15 protein-coding genes are annotated in these 16,797 nt (G+C 62.8%); 6 read left to right on the forward strand and 9 right to left on the reverse strand.

Features of this window, described 5'->3' with window-relative positions; genetic code table 11:
• Positions 1–131 precede the first annotated feature (131 nt).
• Together K3551_RS15580 and K3551_RS15585 are read left to right on the forward strand one after the other, a co-directional pair.
• Complete coding sequence (locus K3551_RS15580; protein WP_259915380.1) at positions 132–1,499, forward strand: aminotransferase; 1,368 nt, start codon at positions 132–134, stop codon at positions 1,497–1,499.
• A 67-nt stretch (positions 1,500–1,566) separates the two neighbouring features.
• Positions 1,567–2,796, forward strand: a complete 1,230-nt coding sequence (locus tag K3551_RS15585; RefSeq protein ID WP_259915382.1) for an ABC transporter substrate-binding protein — start codon at positions 1,567–1,569, stop codon at positions 2,794–2,796.
• A gap of 40 nt (positions 2,797–2,836) precedes the next feature.
• Here the strand turns inward: K3551_RS15585 and phaR are convergent, their stop codons facing one another.
• The 3 genes from phaR to phaC all read right to left on the reverse strand — a co-directional run bounded on the left by phaR (position 2,837) and on the right by phaC (position 6,127).
• The gene (gene phaR, locus K3551_RS15590) at positions 2,837–3,403 is read right to left on the reverse strand and encodes a polyhydroxyalkanoate synthesis repressor PhaR (RefSeq protein WP_259915384.1); all 567 of its coding nucleotides are present in this window, start codon (positions 3,401–3,403) and stop codon (positions 2,837–2,839) included.
• Between the two features lie 205 nt (positions 3,404–3,608).
• The gene (locus tag K3551_RS15595; protein WP_259915386.1) at positions 3,609–4,058 is read right to left on the reverse strand and encodes a phasin family protein; all 450 of its coding nucleotides are present in this window, start codon (positions 4,056–4,058) and stop codon (positions 3,609–3,611) included.
• Between the two features lie 236 nt (positions 4,059–4,294).
• Positions 4,295–6,127, reverse strand: coding sequence for a class I poly(R)-hydroxyalkanoic acid synthase (gene phaC, locus K3551_RS15600; protein WP_409197383.1), 1,833 nt, complete (start codon positions 6,125–6,127; stop codon positions 4,295–4,297).
• Positions 6,128–6,257: 130 nt separating this feature from the next.
• Here phaC and phaZ point away from each other — a divergent pair, with 130 nt between their 5' ends.
• From phaZ to K3551_RS15615, 3 genes are all read left to right on the forward strand, one after another.
• Complete coding sequence (gene phaZ / locus K3551_RS15605; protein WP_259915389.1) at positions 6,258–7,574, forward strand: polyhydroxyalkanoate depolymerase; 1,317 nt, start codon at positions 6,258–6,260, stop codon at positions 7,572–7,574.
• A gap of 3 nt (positions 7,575–7,577) precedes the next feature.
• A complete protein-coding gene (locus K3551_RS15610; protein WP_259915390.1) occupies positions 7,578–8,159 on the forward strand; it encodes a GFA family protein in 582 nt (193 codons plus the stop codon).
• 170 nt (positions 8,160–8,329) lie between these two features.
• Complete coding sequence (locus tag K3551_RS15615; protein WP_259915391.1) at positions 8,330–9,403, forward strand: PAS domain-containing sensor histidine kinase; 1,074 nt, start codon at positions 8,330–8,332, stop codon at positions 9,401–9,403.
• 51 nt (positions 9,404–9,454) lie between these two features.
• Here K3551_RS15615 and K3551_RS15620 read toward each other — a convergent pair whose 3' ends face one another.
• Positions 9,455–11,005, reverse strand: coding sequence for a sodium:alanine symporter family protein (locus K3551_RS15620; RefSeq protein ID WP_259915393.1), 1,551 nt, complete (start codon positions 11,003–11,005; stop codon positions 9,455–9,457).
• Between the two features lie 11 nt (positions 11,006–11,016).
• On the reverse strand, positions 11,017–11,454 hold the full coding sequence (locus K3551_RS15625) for a universal stress protein (protein ID WP_259915395.1): 438 nt from the start codon (positions 11,452–11,454) through the stop codon (positions 11,017–11,019).
• Between the two features lie 182 nt (positions 11,455–11,636).
• On the opposite strand from K3551_RS15625, the gene K3551_RS15630 reads away from it, so the two are divergent.
• Positions 11,637–12,107, forward strand: coding sequence for an Lrp/AsnC family transcriptional regulator (locus tag K3551_RS15630; RefSeq protein ID WP_259915396.1), 471 nt, complete (start codon positions 11,637–11,639; stop codon positions 12,105–12,107).
• A 101-nt stretch (positions 12,108–12,208) separates the two neighbouring features.
• Here the strand turns inward: K3551_RS15630 and K3551_RS15635 are convergent, their stop codons facing one another.
• The 4 genes from K3551_RS15635 to K3551_RS15650 form a co-directional block, all read right to left on the reverse strand.
• The gene (locus K3551_RS15635) at positions 12,209–12,958 is read right to left on the reverse strand and encodes an amino acid ABC transporter ATP-binding protein (protein WP_409197433.1); all 750 of its coding nucleotides are present in this window, start codon (positions 12,956–12,958) and stop codon (positions 12,209–12,211) included.
• Between the two features lie 41 nt (positions 12,959–12,999).
• Positions 13,000–14,301, reverse strand: coding sequence for an amino acid ABC transporter permease (locus K3551_RS15640; RefSeq protein WP_259915398.1), 1,302 nt, complete (start codon positions 14,299–14,301; stop codon positions 13,000–13,002).
• Between the two features lie 3 nt (positions 14,302–14,304).
• Positions 14,305–15,534 carry an amino acid ABC transporter permease gene (locus tag K3551_RS15645; protein WP_259915399.1) on the reverse strand — a complete coding sequence of 410 codons (1,230 nt, stop codon included), beginning with the start codon at positions 15,532–15,534 and terminating at the stop codon, positions 14,305–14,307.
• 151 nt (positions 15,535–15,685) lie between these two features.
• Positions 15,686–16,705, reverse strand: coding sequence for an amino acid ABC transporter substrate-binding protein (locus tag K3551_RS15650; RefSeq protein ID WP_259915405.1), 1,020 nt, complete (start codon positions 16,703–16,705; stop codon positions 15,686–15,688).
• Between the last annotated feature and the right edge of the window lie 92 nt (positions 16,706–16,797).

Below are 16,797 nucleotides of genomic sequence, written 5' to 3' on the forward strand. Positions count from 1 at the left end.
GCCAAGCCATTGAAAGGAAGGCAGAGGTCGACGTTGCCATTTTGCCGCAGGGGTGATGCAGGAAGGACGCGGATGGACGCCGTTCAAAGACAGGCGTAGCGATTATTCCGAACCTCTCGGAGCCCTGCCCAATGTCCCCCACCGACCGCCTCAATTCCTGGGATGCCCGCGCCAAATCGGCCAGCTTCTTCGGCTTTACCGACCTGCCATCCATCGAGGCGCGCGGCACCGTCGTGCTGACCGGTGGCGAAGGTCCCTATGTCATCGACACCGAAGGGCGGCGGTATCTGGATGCCAATGCCGGGCTTTGGAACATGATCGCGGGGTTCGACCACCCTGCCCTGCGCCAGGCCGCGCAGGACCAATACGCGCGCTTTCCGGGCTATCACGCGTTCTTCGGGCGGATGTCCGACCAGACCGTGATGCTGTCGGAAAAGCTGGCCGAGGTCGCGCCTTTCGACGGGGCCAAGGTGTTCTACACCAACTCCGGCTCCGAGGCGAACGATACCATGGTCAAGATGCTGTGGTTCCTGGCCGGATCCGAAGGCCAGCCGCAGCGGCGCAAGATCCTGACCCGGGGCAATGCCTATCACGGCGTCACGGCTGTCAGCGCCTCGATGACGGCCAAGCCATATAACGCTGTCTTCGGCCTGCCGCTGCCGGGGTTCATCCACCTGACCTGCCCGCACTATTGGCGCGAGGGCCGCGCGGACGAGACCGAGACCCAGTTCACCGCCCGCCTCGCCGCCGAGTTGGAAGAGGTGATCGCCCGCGAAGGGGCCGACACCATCGCCGGGTTCTTTGCCGAACCGGTGCAGGGTGCAGGCGGCGTGATCCCCCCCAGTGCGGGCTATTTCGACGCCATCCTGCCGATCCTGCGCCGCCACGGCATCCCGATCATCGCGGACGAGGTGATCACCGGCTTCGGGCGGACCGGCGCGCTTTGGGGCTGTCAGACCTATGACTTCGTGCCCGACGCGGTCATTTCGTCCAAGGCGCTGACGGCCGGGTATTTCCCCATGGGCGCCGTGATCCTGGGCCCGGATCTGGCCGACCGGCTGCAGCGGGCGACCAACGCCATCGAGGAATTCCCCCACGGCTTCACCGCCTCGGGCCATCCTGTCGGCTGTGCCATCGCGCTTGCGGCGATCGACCTTGTCCAGACCGATCTGCTGGACCGGGTCCGCACCCTGACGCCGTCGTTCCAGGCGGGGATGGCCCGCCTGGCGCAGCATCCCCACATCGGCGAAGCCCGTGGCGTCGGCCTGATGGGCGCGCTGGAGGCGGTGAAGGACAAGGCGACCAAGACCCCCTGGGACGGCCACCTGTCGGTGTCGGAACGCATCGCCAACACCTGCACCGATCACGGGCTGATCTGCCGCCCGCTGGGTCAGGCCATCGTTCTGTGCCCGGCCTTCACCCTGACCGACGACCAGATGTCCGAGATGTTCACCAAGCTGGAAGCCGCGCTGGAGGAGGTCTTTGCCGGGCTGACCTGAACGGTTGCCAGACGGGCCGGGCCGCGCCTAGGCTTGGCCCATCCGCAGCCATTCGACAGGTTTTCTCATGCTTCGCCTCGTTTCCGCCGCCTCCGCGCTCGCCCTTCTGACCGCCCCTGCCTTTGCGCAGGGCACGATCTGCGGGGGGATTTCGCTGGTGGGCGACTGGGCGGGCGGGGACGAAGCCGCCTCCGATGTCGCCACGGCCACCGCGCCGTTTGATCTGGACGGGCAAGTGCCGATTGCGGGGCATCTGGTGCGGATGTTCACCGTATCGACCGCCGCCGACCTGCGGATCGAGGTGGCCGCCCAGCCCGCGGGCGACCCCTATATTTCCGTCTATGATGCCGCCGGAACAGAGGTCGCGGCGGATGACGATTCCGGCGGCAATTTCGCCAGCCGGATCGAACAGGGCTTTGCGCCCGGGACCTATTGCCTGGCCGCGCGCAGCTACGAATCCGGCGTCACGGATGTTGCCGTGCGCATCGGGCTGCAATCCCACGCCGCGCTGACCGAAAGCCTGCCCACAGCCCCCGACCCCCAGCCCGAGGCGACGGGTGCCGGATGCGGCGCGCCGGACACAGCCATCCTTGCCGCCGAAGTCGCATCCGGGATGCTGGGGATGGGCGTGCAGGCGACGGGCGCGGTGGCGGACACTCCGGCCTGGGCCTTTTCGCTGACGGCCCCCACGACACTGGCTGTCACGGCCGCCTCTGACGGGGGCGACCCACTGATCCGACTGCTGGATGACAGCGGCAATGTCTTGGCAGAGAACGATGATTTCGACGGCCTCAACAGCCGGATCGAAATGGACACCCCCCTGCCCGCTGGGGACTATTGCATCGAGGTCGATGACCTGAACGGCGACCGCAATCCGATCACCGTGGGCCTGGAGGCGTTCAGCGCCGAAGACCGCCGCCAGCGCAGCCTGGATCAGGCAGAGATTGCACCGACGGCGGCCGATACCGTTGCCATAATGGACCTGGGCGTGATCGAGACGGCGGCGGTCACCGACATCACCGCCACTGGCCGGGCGACCTGGCTACGGTTCGACCTGCCGGAAGGTGGCTTGCTGCTCAGCGAGGCGATCTCGACCGATGGGTTGGATCCGATGATCGTGCTGTTCGACCGCGTCGGGCGCCGTTTGGGTGAGAACGACGACGGCCCGCAGGGTCTCGACAGCTATCTGGCGTCGCGATTGCTGCCTGGCAGCTACCTTTTGGCGGTGCGGTTGGTGGACGACACGTCGCGCGGGTCGGTGCGGGTCCTGCTGGAACGCTACGTGCCCGCCCGCTGACCCTGGCGCGGGCGGGGCGCAATGCCCTGCCCGCCTGTCGTTACTTGTTCATCTTCGACAGCATCGCCTGCATGTCGGCCAGCTGCTTGCGAATCGCATCCAGCTCTTCCTTGGACTCGGCGGGTTTTTCCGCTGTCTCGTCCTCGACCTCCGGGCCGCTGGTGCCCCCGGCCCAGCCACCGGTCATCGCCTTGAAGAAGGCCGCCTGCTGTTCCTGCATGGCCTTGACGCCCGGCATCTGGGACATCGGATTGATGGCCGTCATATTCTCCAACATCTTCGACTGGCCGGAGCGCAGCATCTCGAAGCTGGAGGCGAGGAATTCAGGCACGACCGATTGCGCCGTGCCGGTGTAGGACCGCACCAGGTCGGTCAGAACGCCCAGCGGCAGAACCGACTCGCCCTTTGATTCATGTTCGGCAATGATCTGAAGCAGATAGGATCGCGTCAGGTCGTCGCCGGATTTGAGATCGACAATCTGAACCTCGCGCCCGGCGCGGATGAACCCGGCGATGTCTTCCAGCGTGACGTAGTCGCTGGTCTCGGTGTTGTAGAGTCGGCGGCTGGCGTAGCGCTTGATCAGCAGCGGCTTGGATTCGTCCGGCATGCGCGACTCTCCCCGTGTTGCGGTGCAGAGACAAGCCTAACGCACCCGCAGCAATCCGCAAACGAAAAGCCACCCCTTCCGCAACGGCAGAGGCGATCCGGCGACCTGGCAATAAAAAAGGACAGGACGCGTGTGCTTACGTCCTGCCCTTTCAGGCGCCACCCCCAATGGGAGGAAGGGGGGCGGCTATCCTATCCGGCGCGCCTTACTTGGCAGCGGCGGTGGCTTTCTTGGTGGCCGTCGTGGCTTCGGCGGTCGCCTTCTTGACGGCGGCGGTCGCGTCTTCCTGGGCTTCCTTGCCGGCAGCCATCAGGATCTCCACGGTGTCCATCTGGACCTTCTTGGCGATCTCGGCGAAGGCGGCCATGTTCTCGGCAGCGACTTCGGCAGTGGCAGAGGCGAAGTCGGACATCGACTTGGCGTAGTCGGCCGGCTCATCCTTGACGGAGGCAACAGGGCCCATCTTCGACAGGGTTTCGCGGGTCCACTTGTGGGACAGTTCGGCGGACTGCTCGGCGGCGTCCAGCGCGACTTTGGACATCTTCTCGGCGAAGGCGGCCTGCGTCTTGAAGGCTTCGGAAACCGCAGAGGTGTCCATCGGGAAAGAACCCATCATGTCGGTCATGTACTTGGAGAAATCTGGCGTCTTGGTCATGTCTTAACCCTTTCATGTCACGTTCAGTAGGGCCTCCGGTTGATCGGAGGGCTGTCCTCTGCGTCTGCATCCCAGATACATGCTGCATTGCGGCATTTCAAGGTTTTTCTGCACTGCAGCATAAATTTCTTCCGCACCTGCACAAGATCCCGCCATTGCATCATCGCAAAGCAGAAAGGGGCACCGCAGTGCCCCTTTTCCCGAATTCGCAGCGCTCAGATGACAGGGTCGCCCGGTCAGGGCGCCGTCTTGCGCGGCAGGACATAGGTGCCCGGCGCGGGCCCCAGAACCGGGTGCGTCTTGGTGCCCGGCTTGCGCGCCGGGATCTTCTTGCCGGACCGTGGCCGCAGCCATTCCTCCCAGCGGGGCCACCAGGACCCTTCGTGGAACGTCGCATGCTCCATCCAGTCCTCGGGCGTCTTGTAGTCGCCATCGCCGTCGTTTGTATAATGGCCGTACTTGTTCTTGGTTGGCGGGTTCACGATCCCGGCGATGTGGCCCGACTGCGACAACACAAAGGTCTTGTCCTCGGCCCCCATCTTTTCGGCTGTTTGCCAGGCCCCTTTCCAGTGAGCGATGTGATCGGTCTCGCAGGCGACGGCGCACAGCGGCGTCTTCACATCCGCCAGCGTCAGCCCGGTCTCTCCCATCAGGTCGAAGCCCCCCGAGGCCAGCGCGTTGCCCATGCACAGCTTGCGCAGATATTCCGTCACCATGGGTCCCGGCAGGTTGGTCCCATCCCCGTTCCAGTAGAGCAGATCAAAGGCAGGCGGTGCCTCGCCCAGCATGTAGCTCTTGATTGCGGGGCCATAGACCAGGTCGCGCGACCGCAGATAGCTGAAGGTCCGTCCCATGAAGAACTTGTCGAGATACCCCTTGCCTTTCGATTCCCGCTCGATCCCGTCAACGAAATCGTCGTCCAGGAACACGCCCATCTCGCCCGGGTCTTCGAAATCGGCCAGCGTGGTGAAGAAGGTGGCGGATTTGACCGTGTCGTCCCCGCGCCGCGCCATCAACGACAACGTCAGCGAGAGCGTGGTGCCCGCGATGCAGTACCCGATCGCGTTAATCTGGTCCTGGCCCGTGATCTCCTTGGCGACCTCCATCGCGGTCAGGTACCCCTCGTCCACGTATGTCGACAGATCCACATCGGAATAGCTGCTGTCCGGGTTAACCCAGCTGACCACGAACAGCGTATATCCCTGATCCACGATCCATTTGATCAGCGAATTCTGCGGCTTCAGGTCCAGCACGTAGAACTTGTTGATCCAGGGCGGGAACAACACGACCGGGGTGGTGTGCACCTGCTTGGTGGTGGGCGCATACTGGATCAGCTCGAACATGCGGTTGCGAAAGACGACGCTGCCTTCGGTGGTGCCGATGTTGCCACCCACCTCAAAGGCGTCGGGGTCGGACAGGGTCACCAGCCAGTCGCCCTGATTGGCCTCGATATCGCGGACCAGGTTTTCCAGCCCCTTGACCAGGCTCTCGCCCTCGGTCTCGACCGCCTTGGTCATCGCCTCGGGGTTCGTGGCCAGAAAGTTCGTGGGGGCGAACAGGTCGACGATCTGCTGGCTGAAGAACTCGACCCGTTGCTTGTCGGCGCGGTCCAGACCCTCCAGGTCGGCGACGGTGTCGTGGATGGCCGTGGCGCTGATCTGGTACTGCTGCTTGAGGAAGTTGTAGTAGGGATGCTCCGACCAGAGCGGATTGGCAAAGCGGCGATCCCTGGGCTGGCCATCTTCGGGCGGGGCCTTGCCTTCGGCCAGCGCGGTCTGTGCCTCGATCGCGTGTTTCAGGGCCTGACCCCAATAGCCGACCTGCTTTTCGATCAGCTTGCCGGGATTGGACGCCATCTCGGCCCAATAGGCCGCCATGGCCTTCGCATAAAGCTCTGGTCCCGGACCTTGCAGCCCGGCATCCGATGTTCGTTTTTGCGACAAGGCATGAACCAGCCGCTTGGTCAGTTCGTCCATGCGGGCCAGGTTCGTGTTCAGTCGCGAAAGCGGCTCCAGCCCGCTTGCAAGACCGTCACCATTTGTTGCGCCGTCTCCGTCACCAGCGGTCATTTCTTGATATTCCTCGAAAATGCTGCAACTGCTAAGTCAGATTTTCCTCCATCCAAGCAGGTGCGGGGACAAAAGACAAACGGGCGGGCGCTTTTGCGTGGACCGTTCGTGCTCGAAAGGAGCAATGCATATGCGCTTCATGGCCGCTTACGACCTGATGGAAACCGTCCGCAACACCAACGCCTGGCTGGGCGCGACCGCCCGCACCATGGCGTCCTACCCCGCCTTTGCCCTGTCCCCGTTGCCTGCGGTGCAGATGATGGCCGCCTGGGGCGAAGTGACCGAGCGGACGTTTCAGCGCATGATCGTCAAACCCGACTGGAACCTTCCGCCGATCGCCGGGACAGATGGTCGCGACCATTTGGTCGAGGTCGAAACCGTGGTCGAGCGTCCCTTTGGCGACCTGATCCGCTTTGCGGTGCAGGGTCGCGAACCGATGGAGCGGCGAATCCTCTTGATCGCGCCCATGTCCGGCCACTACGCCACGCTGCTGCGCAGCACGGTGGTCTCCCTGCTGCCGGACGCGGATGTCTTCGTGACCGACTGGCATAATGCGCGCGATATCCCCGTCTCCGCAGGCAAGTTCGATGTCGAGGATTATACCCTCTACCTTGTCGATTTCATGAAGGAGCTGGGCTCCGACCTGAACGTCATCGCCGTCTGCCAGCCAGCGCCTCTGACGCTGGCGGCGACCGCGCTGCTTGCGGAACAGGACCCGAAGGCACAGCCCCGGACGCTGACCCTGATCGGCGGGCCCATCGACCCCGATGCCGCAGCCACCGATGTCACCGATTTCGGACGGCGCGTGACCATGGGCCAACTGGAACAGAGCATGATCCAGCGCGTCGGCTACAAATACGCGGGCGCGGGACGCAAGGTCTATCCGGGCCTTCTGCAGCTGCAGTCCTTCATGTCGATGAACAGCGAGACCCACGCCAAGGCGATGTGGAACCAGATCCTGGCCGTGGCCAACGGCACCGCCTCGGATCATGACAAGCACAACAAGTTCTACGACGAATACCTGGCCGTGATGGACATGCCCGCCGAATTCTACCTTTCCACGGTCGAGCGTATCTTCAAGGGGCTGGAAATCGCCCAGAACAAGTTCACCGTCGCGGGCCACAAGGTCGACATCGGCAAGATCACCAATGTCGCCGTCAAAACGGTCGAAGGCGGCAAGGACGACATTTCCGCGCCGGGTCAATGCGTGGCCGCGCTGAACCTTTGCACCGGCCTGCCGGACGACAAGAAAGCCAGCTACATCGAGCCGGAGGCGGGCCACTACGGCATCTTCGCGGGCGGGTCCTGGCGGCGGAATATCCGGCCCCTGGTGCTGGACTTCATTGATGCCAACGCCGGCAAGACCCCCACGGCCAGGAAAAGCCCCGCCAAGCTTTCGGTCGTCGAAGACAAGGACCCCGGCCCCTCCCCCAACGTGGCGGTGTAAATCATGACAGACGATGTTCTCGGGTTCGCCTGCACCTGCGGTCAACTGCGCGGAGAGATCACCGATATCTCGCCCTCGGCCTATACGAACATCGTCTGCCACTGCGAGGATTGCCGCTCGGCCTACACTCATCTGGGGCTGGCCGACCCGGAAAAGGTCGGCATCCTGCAAACGACGCAGGATCGCATTCACATCACCCAGGGCGGCGAATTTCTGCGCGTCTTCAGGCTCAGCGCCAAGGGCGCGCTGCGCTGGTTCGCCACCTGCTGCGACACACCGCTGTTCTACACCCCGCTCAAACCCCGGATGGTCCATGTCGGCATCAACACCGACCGGTTGGACACCCCGGATGCCGTGGGGGCCGTCATGGCCGAGGGGTTCATCCCCGCACCGGGCGGCAAGCAACGGCACAAGGGGCTGGGGCGCATGGCCGGGCGCATGGTCACGCGCATGGCCGCCAAGAACCTGAGCGGAGAATGGCGCAACACGCCGTTCTTCGATGACACGAACGCCCCCACCGTCCCGCCGCAGGTTCTGACCCGCGAAGAACGGGCCGCCGCCCTGATGGGTTTGAACCGCGCCTGATCCGCTGCTTGGCTGCTAAAATCTGACGGAAAATCCGCGCCACATTCCTGCCCCAATTGCGCCACGCCTTCGGCACGATCACCAATCGTTAACATTTCGACGCCTAGATTGCAGGGGTAGCGGTCTTTCCTCCGACGTCTTGAGGCGGACCTTGGTTCACGAGGTGCGGAATGAATGTAGGCAGCCTGACCTGGCGCGTAACGCCTGACCTGCTGTGTGTGGCAGACGCGGGCGGCGTGTTCCGACACACAAATCCGGCCTGGTTCAGAACCCTGGGGCGCCTGCCCGAGGATATCGAAAGCCGTCCATTTTTCGATTTTGTCCATCCCGACGACTACGGCGTCACGCAGCAGGCATTCATCGACCTGCAACGGGGCCTGCCCGTGCTGCAGTTCGAAAACCGGTATCGCCACAAGGATGGCAGCTATCGTTGGCTGTCCTGGAATGCGGTTCCCGAAGCGGACCACTTCTTTTGCAACGCCCGCGATATCACCCGCGCAAAAGAGACGGAGCGGGCCCTCGCCTCCGAAACGGCGCAGGCCCACCTGCGCGAGCAGTTCATCTCCATCCTCGGGCACGACCTGCGCAACCCGCTGGCCGCCGCCATCTGCGCGGTCGAGTTCATGGAGCGGGAGGAAATGAGCGACCGCGCCAAGATCGTGTTGGGCACCGCGAACCAATCGATGCAGCGCATGTCCGCTCTGATCGACGACGTTCTGGATTTCGCCCGTTCTCGCCTGGGCGGCACCATCGGAGTCGATCCCATCGGCAATATCGACCTGGCGCAGGTCCTGTCCCGGGCCGCCGCCGAGATAAGCATGGCCCACCCCGACATCACGCTGGAGGAGAGGTACGACCTCCACCACCCTGTCACCTGCGACCCGGATCGGATTGCGCAATTGGTGTCCAACCTTCTCGGCAACGCCGTCTTTCACGGCGAGCCGGGCGGCCGTGTCTGCATGACTGCGCAGGACCGCGGCGATCGCGTTTCCCTGTCGATCACGAACCGGGGCGGGACCATTCCACCCGCCATCAAGCACATGCTCTTCGAGCCGTTCAAACGCGCCGATCCGGCGTGCGGTCAGAATGGGTTGGGACTTGGTCTGTTCATCGCCAAGCAGATCGCGAACGGCCACGGCGCTGACCTCGACGTCTGCTCCGAGGCGGGCGAGACGACCTTTACGCTGACCCTGCCCCGCGAAATCCGGCAGGTGCCCATGGTCGAACACCGCCACGCCTCCTGAAATGCGAAAGGGGCACCCGAAGGTGCCCCTTTCTACCGAACCCGATCGGGATCAGTGCTTGAACTTGCGGATCTCGCCCGACTTCAGCCGCGCCGCGTAGGAGATCAGTTCCTCCTTCACCAGCGACATCAGGAAATACAGCGCCAGGATATTGACCACCGCCATGGCAAAGATCGCCGCATCCGAAAAGTCGATGACAGGACCCAGGCTGGCCGCCGCGCCGATCACGACGAAGACGCAGAACAGGACCTTGAACACCAGCTCCGTCGTTTTCCCTTCGCCAAACAGATAGGTCCAGGCCTTCAACCCATAGTACGACCAGGAAATCATGGTCGAAAAGGCGAACAGAACCACCGCGATGGCCAGGATGAACGGGAACCAGCTGATCCCCGACGCAAAGGCCGCCGACGTCAGCGCCACGCCGGACGTATCGCCCACCGTACGGATCGCCGTGCCTGCATCGTTCAGCAGGTAGTTGCCCGTTTCCGCGTCGATGACCAACTGGCCAGAGATGACGATCACCAGCGCCGTCATCGTACAGATGACCACGGTGTCGATCAGCGGCTCCAACAGGGACACGAAGCCTTCGGTGATCGGCTCGTTCGTCTTGACCGCCGAGTGGGCGATGGCCGCGGACCCGACGCCCGCCTCGTTCGAGAACGCCGCCCGCTTGAAGCCCTGGATCAGCGCACCGACCATGCCGCCGGCCACGCCCAGCCCGGTAAAGGCCCCTTCAAAGATCTGACCAAAGGCCCAGCCGATCTTGTCGTAGTTCACGATCAGGATGATCAACGCCGCGCCGACATAAAGGATGCCCATGAACGGCACGACCTTTTCCGTCACCCGCGCGATCGACTTGATGCCGCCCACGATGACCGCAAAGACCACGACGGCAAAGATGATGCCCGTGATCCAGCCCGGATAGTCGCCGACAAGGCCAGAGATCTGCGCATGCGCCTGGTTGGCCTGGAACATGTTGCCGCCACCAAACGCCCCCAGGATACAGAACACCGCAAACAGGGCTGCCAGGAACTTGCCGCCTGGCAGGCCACGCTGCTCGAACCCCTTGGAGATGTAGTACATCGGACCGCCCGAGACGGAGCCGTCGGGATATTCGTTGCGGTATTTCACACCCAGCGTGCATTCGGTGAACTTGGACGCCATGCCCAGCAGACCCGCCAGGATCATCCAGAACGTGGCCCCCGGTCCGCCGATGCCGACGGCCACCGCGACGCCCGCGATATTGCCCAGGCCAACGGTCCCGGACAACGCCGTGGCCAGCGCCTGGAAATGGCTGACCTCACCGGCATTGTTCGGGTCCGAATACTCGCCCTTCACCAGTGAAATGGCGTGGCCGAAGAACCGGAACTGCACAAAGGCAAAGTAGACGGTAAAGACGGTCGCCGCGACGACCAGCCACATGACGATCCAGGGAAAACTGGTCCCTGGAAACGGCGAAAAGATAAAGCTGACAAAGGGGCCCGTGACGCTGGCGAAGATGGCGTTCACCTGCGCGTCAAGGCCCACGGCCTCCTGCGCGCGGGCCGCGCCCGCCAGGGCAAGCGATCCGGCGAAGGCCGGTAATGCAATGCGGAAATTCATGGTTTTTCCCTTCAGGCCACGACGGTCACGGGCACGCTGGCACCCATCACGAGGTTGGAGGTGGAGCTGCCGAAAAAGCGCTTGGCAAAGCCCCCTTCGGAGGAACGGGCGACGACGATTTGTTCGGCCCCGACTTCCTTGGAAATGGCGTTGAGCGTGTCGGCGACGTCGCCATGGCGCACGATGCCGCTGGCCGACAGGCCCGCAGCCTCAAGGGCCGCGACGGCCGGGGTGATCATCCGCTCGGTGGCGGTGCTGATCTCTTCCTCGCGACGCTTGTGACGCTGTTCGTTTTCTTCAGCGGTCTGAAACGAAAACGGCGACCATTCAACGACATAGGCCACCACAATTTCGCAATCCCCGATCAACTGAGCCAGACGCTGCGCATGAGCCAGGGCGCGTTCGCCCGACCCATGACCATCGAGGCCCACAACAAGTTTCGTAGTCATTTTTTTCTCCTGTTGTTTTCAGACAGGGCTGTCTGGGTCCGCAGGCCAGGCCGCCCCGTCGACGCGCATCCCTGACGCGCCGTATCGACACAATAGGCATATCGTCTGGACTTTGGGCCCGATCTCCGCGAAAATTCGGGTCATTGGACGGTTGTTCAGGAAAAAACAGGAAAAAAGACTGGATGAGCAGGACTTTTGACAGCATCGATCGAAAGATTCTCGACGAACTGCAGGCTGACGGACGCCTTTCAATCGTCGAGCTGGCGCAACGGGTGAACCTGACGAAAACGCCCTGTTCAGAGCGGGTGAGGCGTCTGGAACGGGCTGGCGTCATTCGCGGCTACGCGGCACAGGTCGATCCCGCCGCGGTCGGGCTCAACCACGTGACGATCGTTCAGGTCGAGATGGCGCAGACCACCCAGGATGCGATCCTGCGCTTCAACGACGCGGTGCGGCGTATCCCTGAAATCCAGACCTGCATGATGGTGGCGGGGTCCTTCGACTACGTCCTCAAGGTCCGCACCCGCGATATCGTTCATTTCCGCGAACTGATGGGCGACCAGATCGGGCGTTTGCCGAACGTCAGCAAGACGCATTCATTCGCGGTGATGGAAACGGTCTACGAATCCCTGCGGATTTCGATGACCGGGTAAAGGTGCCCCAAAACGGGAAACCCGCGGCCGCCCTATGCCCCAAAACGTGAAACGGCCCCCCACCCGTTCGGATGGAGGGCCGTCATTGACAGAGGCTTTGTTCAGTGACCCAGGATCTGGCTCAGGAACAGCTTCGTGCGCTCATTCTGTGGGTTCAGGAAGAAGCTCTCGGGCTCGTTCTGTTCCACGATCTGACCGGCATCCATGAAGATGACCCGGTTGGCAACCTGACGGGCAAAGCCCATCTCGTGCGTTACGCACAGCATGGTCATCCCCTCTTCGGCGAGCTGGATCATCGTATCCAGCACCTCCTTGATCATTTCGGGGTCAAGCGCCGAAGTCGGCTCATCGAACAGCATGATCCGGGGCCGCATGCACAGCGACCGCGCGATGGCGACACGCTGTTGCTGACCACCCGAAAGCTGGCCGGGATACTTGTTGGCCTGATCGGGGATCTTCACCTTTTCAAGGAAGTACATCGCCGTTTCTTCGGCTTCCTTCTTGGGCGTCTTGCGCACCCAGATCGGGGCCAGGGTGCAGTTCTCCAGAATCGTCAGATGCGGGAAAAGGTTGAAGTGCTGAAAGCACATGCCGACCTCGGACCGGATCTTGTCGATGTTCTTGAGGTCCGACGACAACGGCGTGCCGTCAACGTTGATGGACCCCTGCTGGTGTTCCTCCAGCGCGTTGATGCACCGGATCAGCGTCGATTTACCGGACCCGGAAGGCCCGCAGATCACGATGCGTTCGCCGCGTTGAACGGTCAGGTCGATGTCGCGCAGAACGTGGAACTGTCCGTACCACTTGTTCATACCTTCGATCTTGATGGCCACCTCGTCGGAGACGGTCATGCCCTGCGGATTGGTGTCAGCCATAGCCATGTCTGATCTCCTTAACGATGGTCGGTCCGCAGCTGGCGTTCGAGCCACTGCGAATATTGCGAGATGCCGTAGCAAACGACGAAGAACAGAACGCAGGCCGCGGCCCACAGCTCCCAATAGACGCCCGCCCAGTCGGTGGACGACAGGATCGGGCCCCGGATCATGCCGACCAGGTCGAACATGGAGATGACCGAGACCAGCGTGGTGTCCTTGAACAGACCCACGGCCACGTTCACGATCCCGGGGATCGAGATCTTGAGCGCCTGCGGCAGGATGATCAGGCGCATGGATTGCGCGTAATCCAGACCGAGCGAGTCACCCGCCTCGTATTGACCCTTGGGCAGGGCGGCCAGGCCACCCCGGATCACCTCGGCGATATAGGCCGCCGAGAACATCGTGATCATGATGATCACCCGGATGATCAGGTCAAAGTTGGCATTCGGCGGCAGGAAGTAGGCCAGAACCACGTTCGCCACGAACAGCAGCGTGATCAGCGGCACGCCGCGCACGAACTCGATGAAGACCACGCAGAAGCCCTTGACGATGGGCAGACGCGATTGACGGCCCAGGGCCAGCAAGATGCCCATCGGGATCGACAGCGACACGCAGACGACGCCCAGGATCATGTTGAGCATGAAGCCGCCCATGGACCGGCTTTCTACCGTCTCAAGGGCCAGGAAACCTGGCATCGCAGCGGTGATGAAACCGCCGATCCACCAGATGACGAAGGCCGTGACGATGCCCGCCCCCATGCCGGGAACGAAGCCGCGCAGCTTTTCGATCTTCTGGAAGACCAGGTAGCCTGCAGCCACACCCACGGCCACGAAGATCGGAGCCAGGATCGTCCCGCCCCAGATCAGCCAATAGGCGATGAACGGATAGACCGCCGTCGCGATCAGGGTCCAGCGCGGCAGGAACATCACGAACAGTGCCGGGGGAACCGCCAGGAACAACAGCACGAAGGCCATCGTCGGGCGCCACCGCAGATAGTCGGGATACTGGAACCCGAACAGCAGCTGCGGCCAGCGCTCGGCGATGACGGCGAAGCAGCCGCCGCCGTTGCCCTGCAATTGTTCGCGGCAATCGCGGATGTCCGCGCCTTCCCAGGTGCCGTTCAGGATCCAGGGGATCAGGCCCGACAGCAGGTAGTAGATCACCAGGATCCCGAGCAGGGTCATGATGGTGTTGAACGGCCCCGAAAACAGGTTCGCGCGAACCCACCGGACGGCCCCCGCCTCGGCCACCGGGGGCGGCGCGGGCGGGATTTCGCTTTCGCGGACGAAGGCGACGGAGTGTGCGTGTGCGTCAGACATGGCTCACCGCTCCTTCAGTTTTACGGAATTGTTGTAGACGTTCATGATGGCCGAAATCGCCAGCGAGAAGGTCAGATAGAACAGCATCAGCAACAGGATACATTCCAGCGCCCGCCCGGTCTGGTTCAGCGTGATGCCGCCCAGGGTGCCGGTCAGGTCCATGTACCCCACGGCGATGGCCAGCGACGTGTTCTTGGTGATGTTCAGATACTGCGAGATCAGCGGCGGAATGATGACCCGCAGCGCCTGTGGCAGAACCACCAGCGACATGATCCGACCCGGGCGCATGCCCAGCGCGGCGGCCGCCTCGGTCTGACCCTTGGAGATGGCCAGGATGCCGGCGCGCACGTTCTCGGCGATGAAGGCACCGGTATAGATGGACAACGCGAACCACAGCGCGATCAGCGACGGACGCAGCAGGAACCCACCTTCGAACCGGAAGCGGCCCATCTCCGGGTTTTCGACCGAAACCGGCATGCCCAGGATGAAATAGGCCACGATCGTCGGCAGCAGCAGGATCGCGATCGACGGCAACAGGACGGGGACGACCTTGCCTTCGTCGAACAGTTTCTTGCGGGCATGCGCGCGCCAGCCAAAGACCCCGGCAATGGACGCCAGGAACACCAGCGCAACCAGCCAGCCGAGGCCGGTGAACACCAGACGCGGAATGAAGACGCCCTGGTTGGTGGCCGCGAACATACCGAACAGCAACGTGCGGTCCGGGTCCGATCCGTCGCGCGGCAATCGGAATTCAGAGATCGGCGGGAAGATATTCGCCGCCACGGTAAAGATGATGATGATCCAGATCAGGACGGGGATGTTTCGGAACATCTCCACGTAGACGGCCATCAGCTTGGAAATGATCCAGTTGTTCGACAGGCGCAGAACACCCGCGATGACGCCGAACACCGTCGCAGTGATACAGGCAAGGACGGCAACGATGATCGTATTGATCGCCCCGATGACCGTGGCGCGCAGATGCGTGTCCTGAGAGGTATAGGGGATCGGCTGCTGGTTGATGTCATAGCCCGCAGGGGCGGACAGGAACTCGTAGCTGAAGCCGTTCGACTGAAGCTGTTCATTTTGGGAGGCATTGTAAGCCAACCAGCTGAAACCCAGGATCAGCAGGACCAGCGCTATGAACTGAAAAGTATAGGACCGATATCGGGTGTCGTGAATCAGCTGCCCGATACGGAAGCCTTCCGCCTGCGGCGGATCGGTCATCGTTGTCATATTAAATCCCCGTGTCCCTCAGGGTGTCCGGACCGCACGGTCTGATGCCGCAACTGTCGCCCCCGAGGCGGAAATCGCCCCGTCATCCCTGGGAAAGTTATGTCGCAATGGAAAAAGGGCGCGGAGTGATCCGCGCCCTTTTCCGTCGATCTTACCGGAACGGCGGCGAGTAGATCAGGCCACCGTCGGTGTATTGAGCGTTCAGGCCACGGGCCAGACCGATCGCGGTCGACTCGCCGATGTTCTTGTCGAACACTTCGCCGAAGTTGCCCGAGGCAGCGATGGCGTTCTTGGCCCAGGCAGCGTCGAGACCGATCATCGCGCCCAGTTCACCTTCGGTGCCCAGAAGACGGTTGATCTCCGGGTTGTCACCGGGAGCGGAGGCCATCTCTTCGATGTTCTCGGAGGTAACGCCCAGCTCTTCGGCCGAGATCAGCGCGTTCAGGGTCCAGCGAACGATGTCACCCCACTCGCTGTCGCCGTGACGAACCAGCGGGCCCAGCGGCTCCTTGGAGACGACTTCGGGCAGCAGCATGTAGCTGTCGGGGCTTTCGAAGCCTGCACGCTGTGCGGCAAGGGCCGAACGGTCGGTGGTGTAGACGTCGCAGGCACCAGCCAGGAACTGCTGGACGGCCTCGGCACCGGTTTCGATCGGCACCGGCTCATAGGACATGCCGTTGACGCGGAAGTAGTCGGCCAGGTTCAGCTCGGTCGTGGTGCCGGTCTGAATGCAGACGGTCGCGCCGTCGAGTTCGGTCGCGGACGCAACGCCCAGATCGGTCGGAACCATGAAGCCCTGACCGTCGTAGTAGTTCACACCGACGAAGTCGAACTTCAGGTCGGTGTCGCGCGAGAAGGTCCAGGTCGTGTTCCGGGCCAGCATGTCGATCTCACCCGAGGCGAGCGCGGTGAAACGCGTCTTGCCGGTGGTGGGAACGAACGTGACGGCCTCGGGGTCGCCCAGGACAGCAGCAGCAACGGCACGGCAGACGGCAACGTCAAAGCCCTGCCAGACACCATCGGCGTCAGGCTCGGCAAAGCCCGGAACGCCGGTGGTCACGCCGCAGTTCAGCGAGCCACGGGCCTTGACGTCGTCCAGCGTCGCGGCGGATGCGCCAGCGGCGGCCAGACCGGCGAAGGCCAGCGTGCCGAGAAGTACGGATTTATTCATGAGTTAACCTCTTCCTGATGATCCGAACGGCTTGAGCCGTTCGGTATCGCCCCGTGTTGACGGTGACGATTGGTTTTGCGTGAGGATGTTCA

This window comes from Jannaschia sp. M317, assembly GCF_025141175.1.
Classification (GTDB): domain Bacteria; phylum Pseudomonadota; class Alphaproteobacteria; order Rhodobacterales; family Rhodobacteraceae; genus Jannaschia.

What these genes read in the sequence shown, in the direction of transcription:
- K3551_RS15640 (WP_259915398.1), bottom strand. Translation starts at nt 14,301, where the DNA reads ATGTCTGACGCACACGCACACTCCGTCGCCTTCGTCCGCGAAAGCGAA.
- phaZ (WP_259915389.1), top strand. Translation starts at nt 6,258, where the DNA reads ATGCGCTTCATGGCCGCTTACGACCTGATGGAAACCGTCCGCAACACC.
- K3551_RS15595 (WP_259915386.1), bottom strand. Translation starts at nt 4,058, where the DNA reads ATGACCAAGACGCCAGATTTCTCCAAGTACATGACCGACATGATGGGT.
- phaR (WP_259915384.1), bottom strand. Translation starts at nt 3,403, where the DNA reads ATGCCGGACGAATCCAAGCCGCTGCTGATCAAGCGCTACGCCAGCCGC.
- K3551_RS15610 (WP_259915390.1), top strand. Translation starts at nt 7,578, where the DNA reads ATGACAGACGATGTTCTCGGGTTCGCCTGCACCTGCGGTCAACTGCGC.
- K3551_RS15645 (WP_259915399.1), bottom strand. Translation starts at nt 15,534, where the DNA reads ATGACAACGATGACCGATCCGCCGCAGGCGGAAGGCTTCCGTATCGGG.
- K3551_RS15580 (WP_259915380.1), top strand. Translation starts at nt 132, where the DNA reads ATGTCCCCCACCGACCGCCTCAATTCCTGGGATGCCCGCGCCAAATCG.
- K3551_RS15620 (WP_259915393.1), bottom strand. Translation starts at nt 11,005, where the DNA reads ATGAATTTCCGCATTGCATTACCGGCCTTCGCCGGATCGCTTGCCCTG.
- K3551_RS15630 (WP_259915396.1), top strand. Translation starts at nt 11,637, where the DNA reads ATGAGCAGGACTTTTGACAGCATCGATCGAAAGATTCTCGACGAACTG.
- K3551_RS15585 (WP_259915382.1), top strand. Translation starts at nt 1,567, where the DNA reads ATGCTTCGCCTCGTTTCCGCCGCCTCCGCGCTCGCCCTTCTGACCGCC.
- K3551_RS15615 (WP_259915391.1), top strand. Translation starts at nt 8,330, where the DNA reads ATGAATGTAGGCAGCCTGACCTGGCGCGTAACGCCTGACCTGCTGTGT.
- K3551_RS15650 (WP_259915405.1), bottom strand. Translation starts at nt 16,705, where the DNA reads ATGAATAAATCCGTACTTCTCGGCACGCTGGCCTTCGCCGGTCTGGCC.
- phaC (WP_409197383.1), bottom strand. Translation starts at nt 6,127, where the DNA reads ATGACCGCTGGTGACGGAGACGGCGCAACAAATGGTGACGGTCTTGCA.
- K3551_RS15625 (WP_259915395.1), bottom strand. Translation starts at nt 11,454, where the DNA reads ATGACTACGAAACTTGTTGTGGGCCTCGATGGTCATGGGTCGGGCGAA.
- K3551_RS15635 (WP_409197433.1), bottom strand. Translation starts at nt 12,958, where the DNA reads ATGACCGTCTCCGACGAGGTGGCCATCAAGATCGAAGGTATGAACAAG.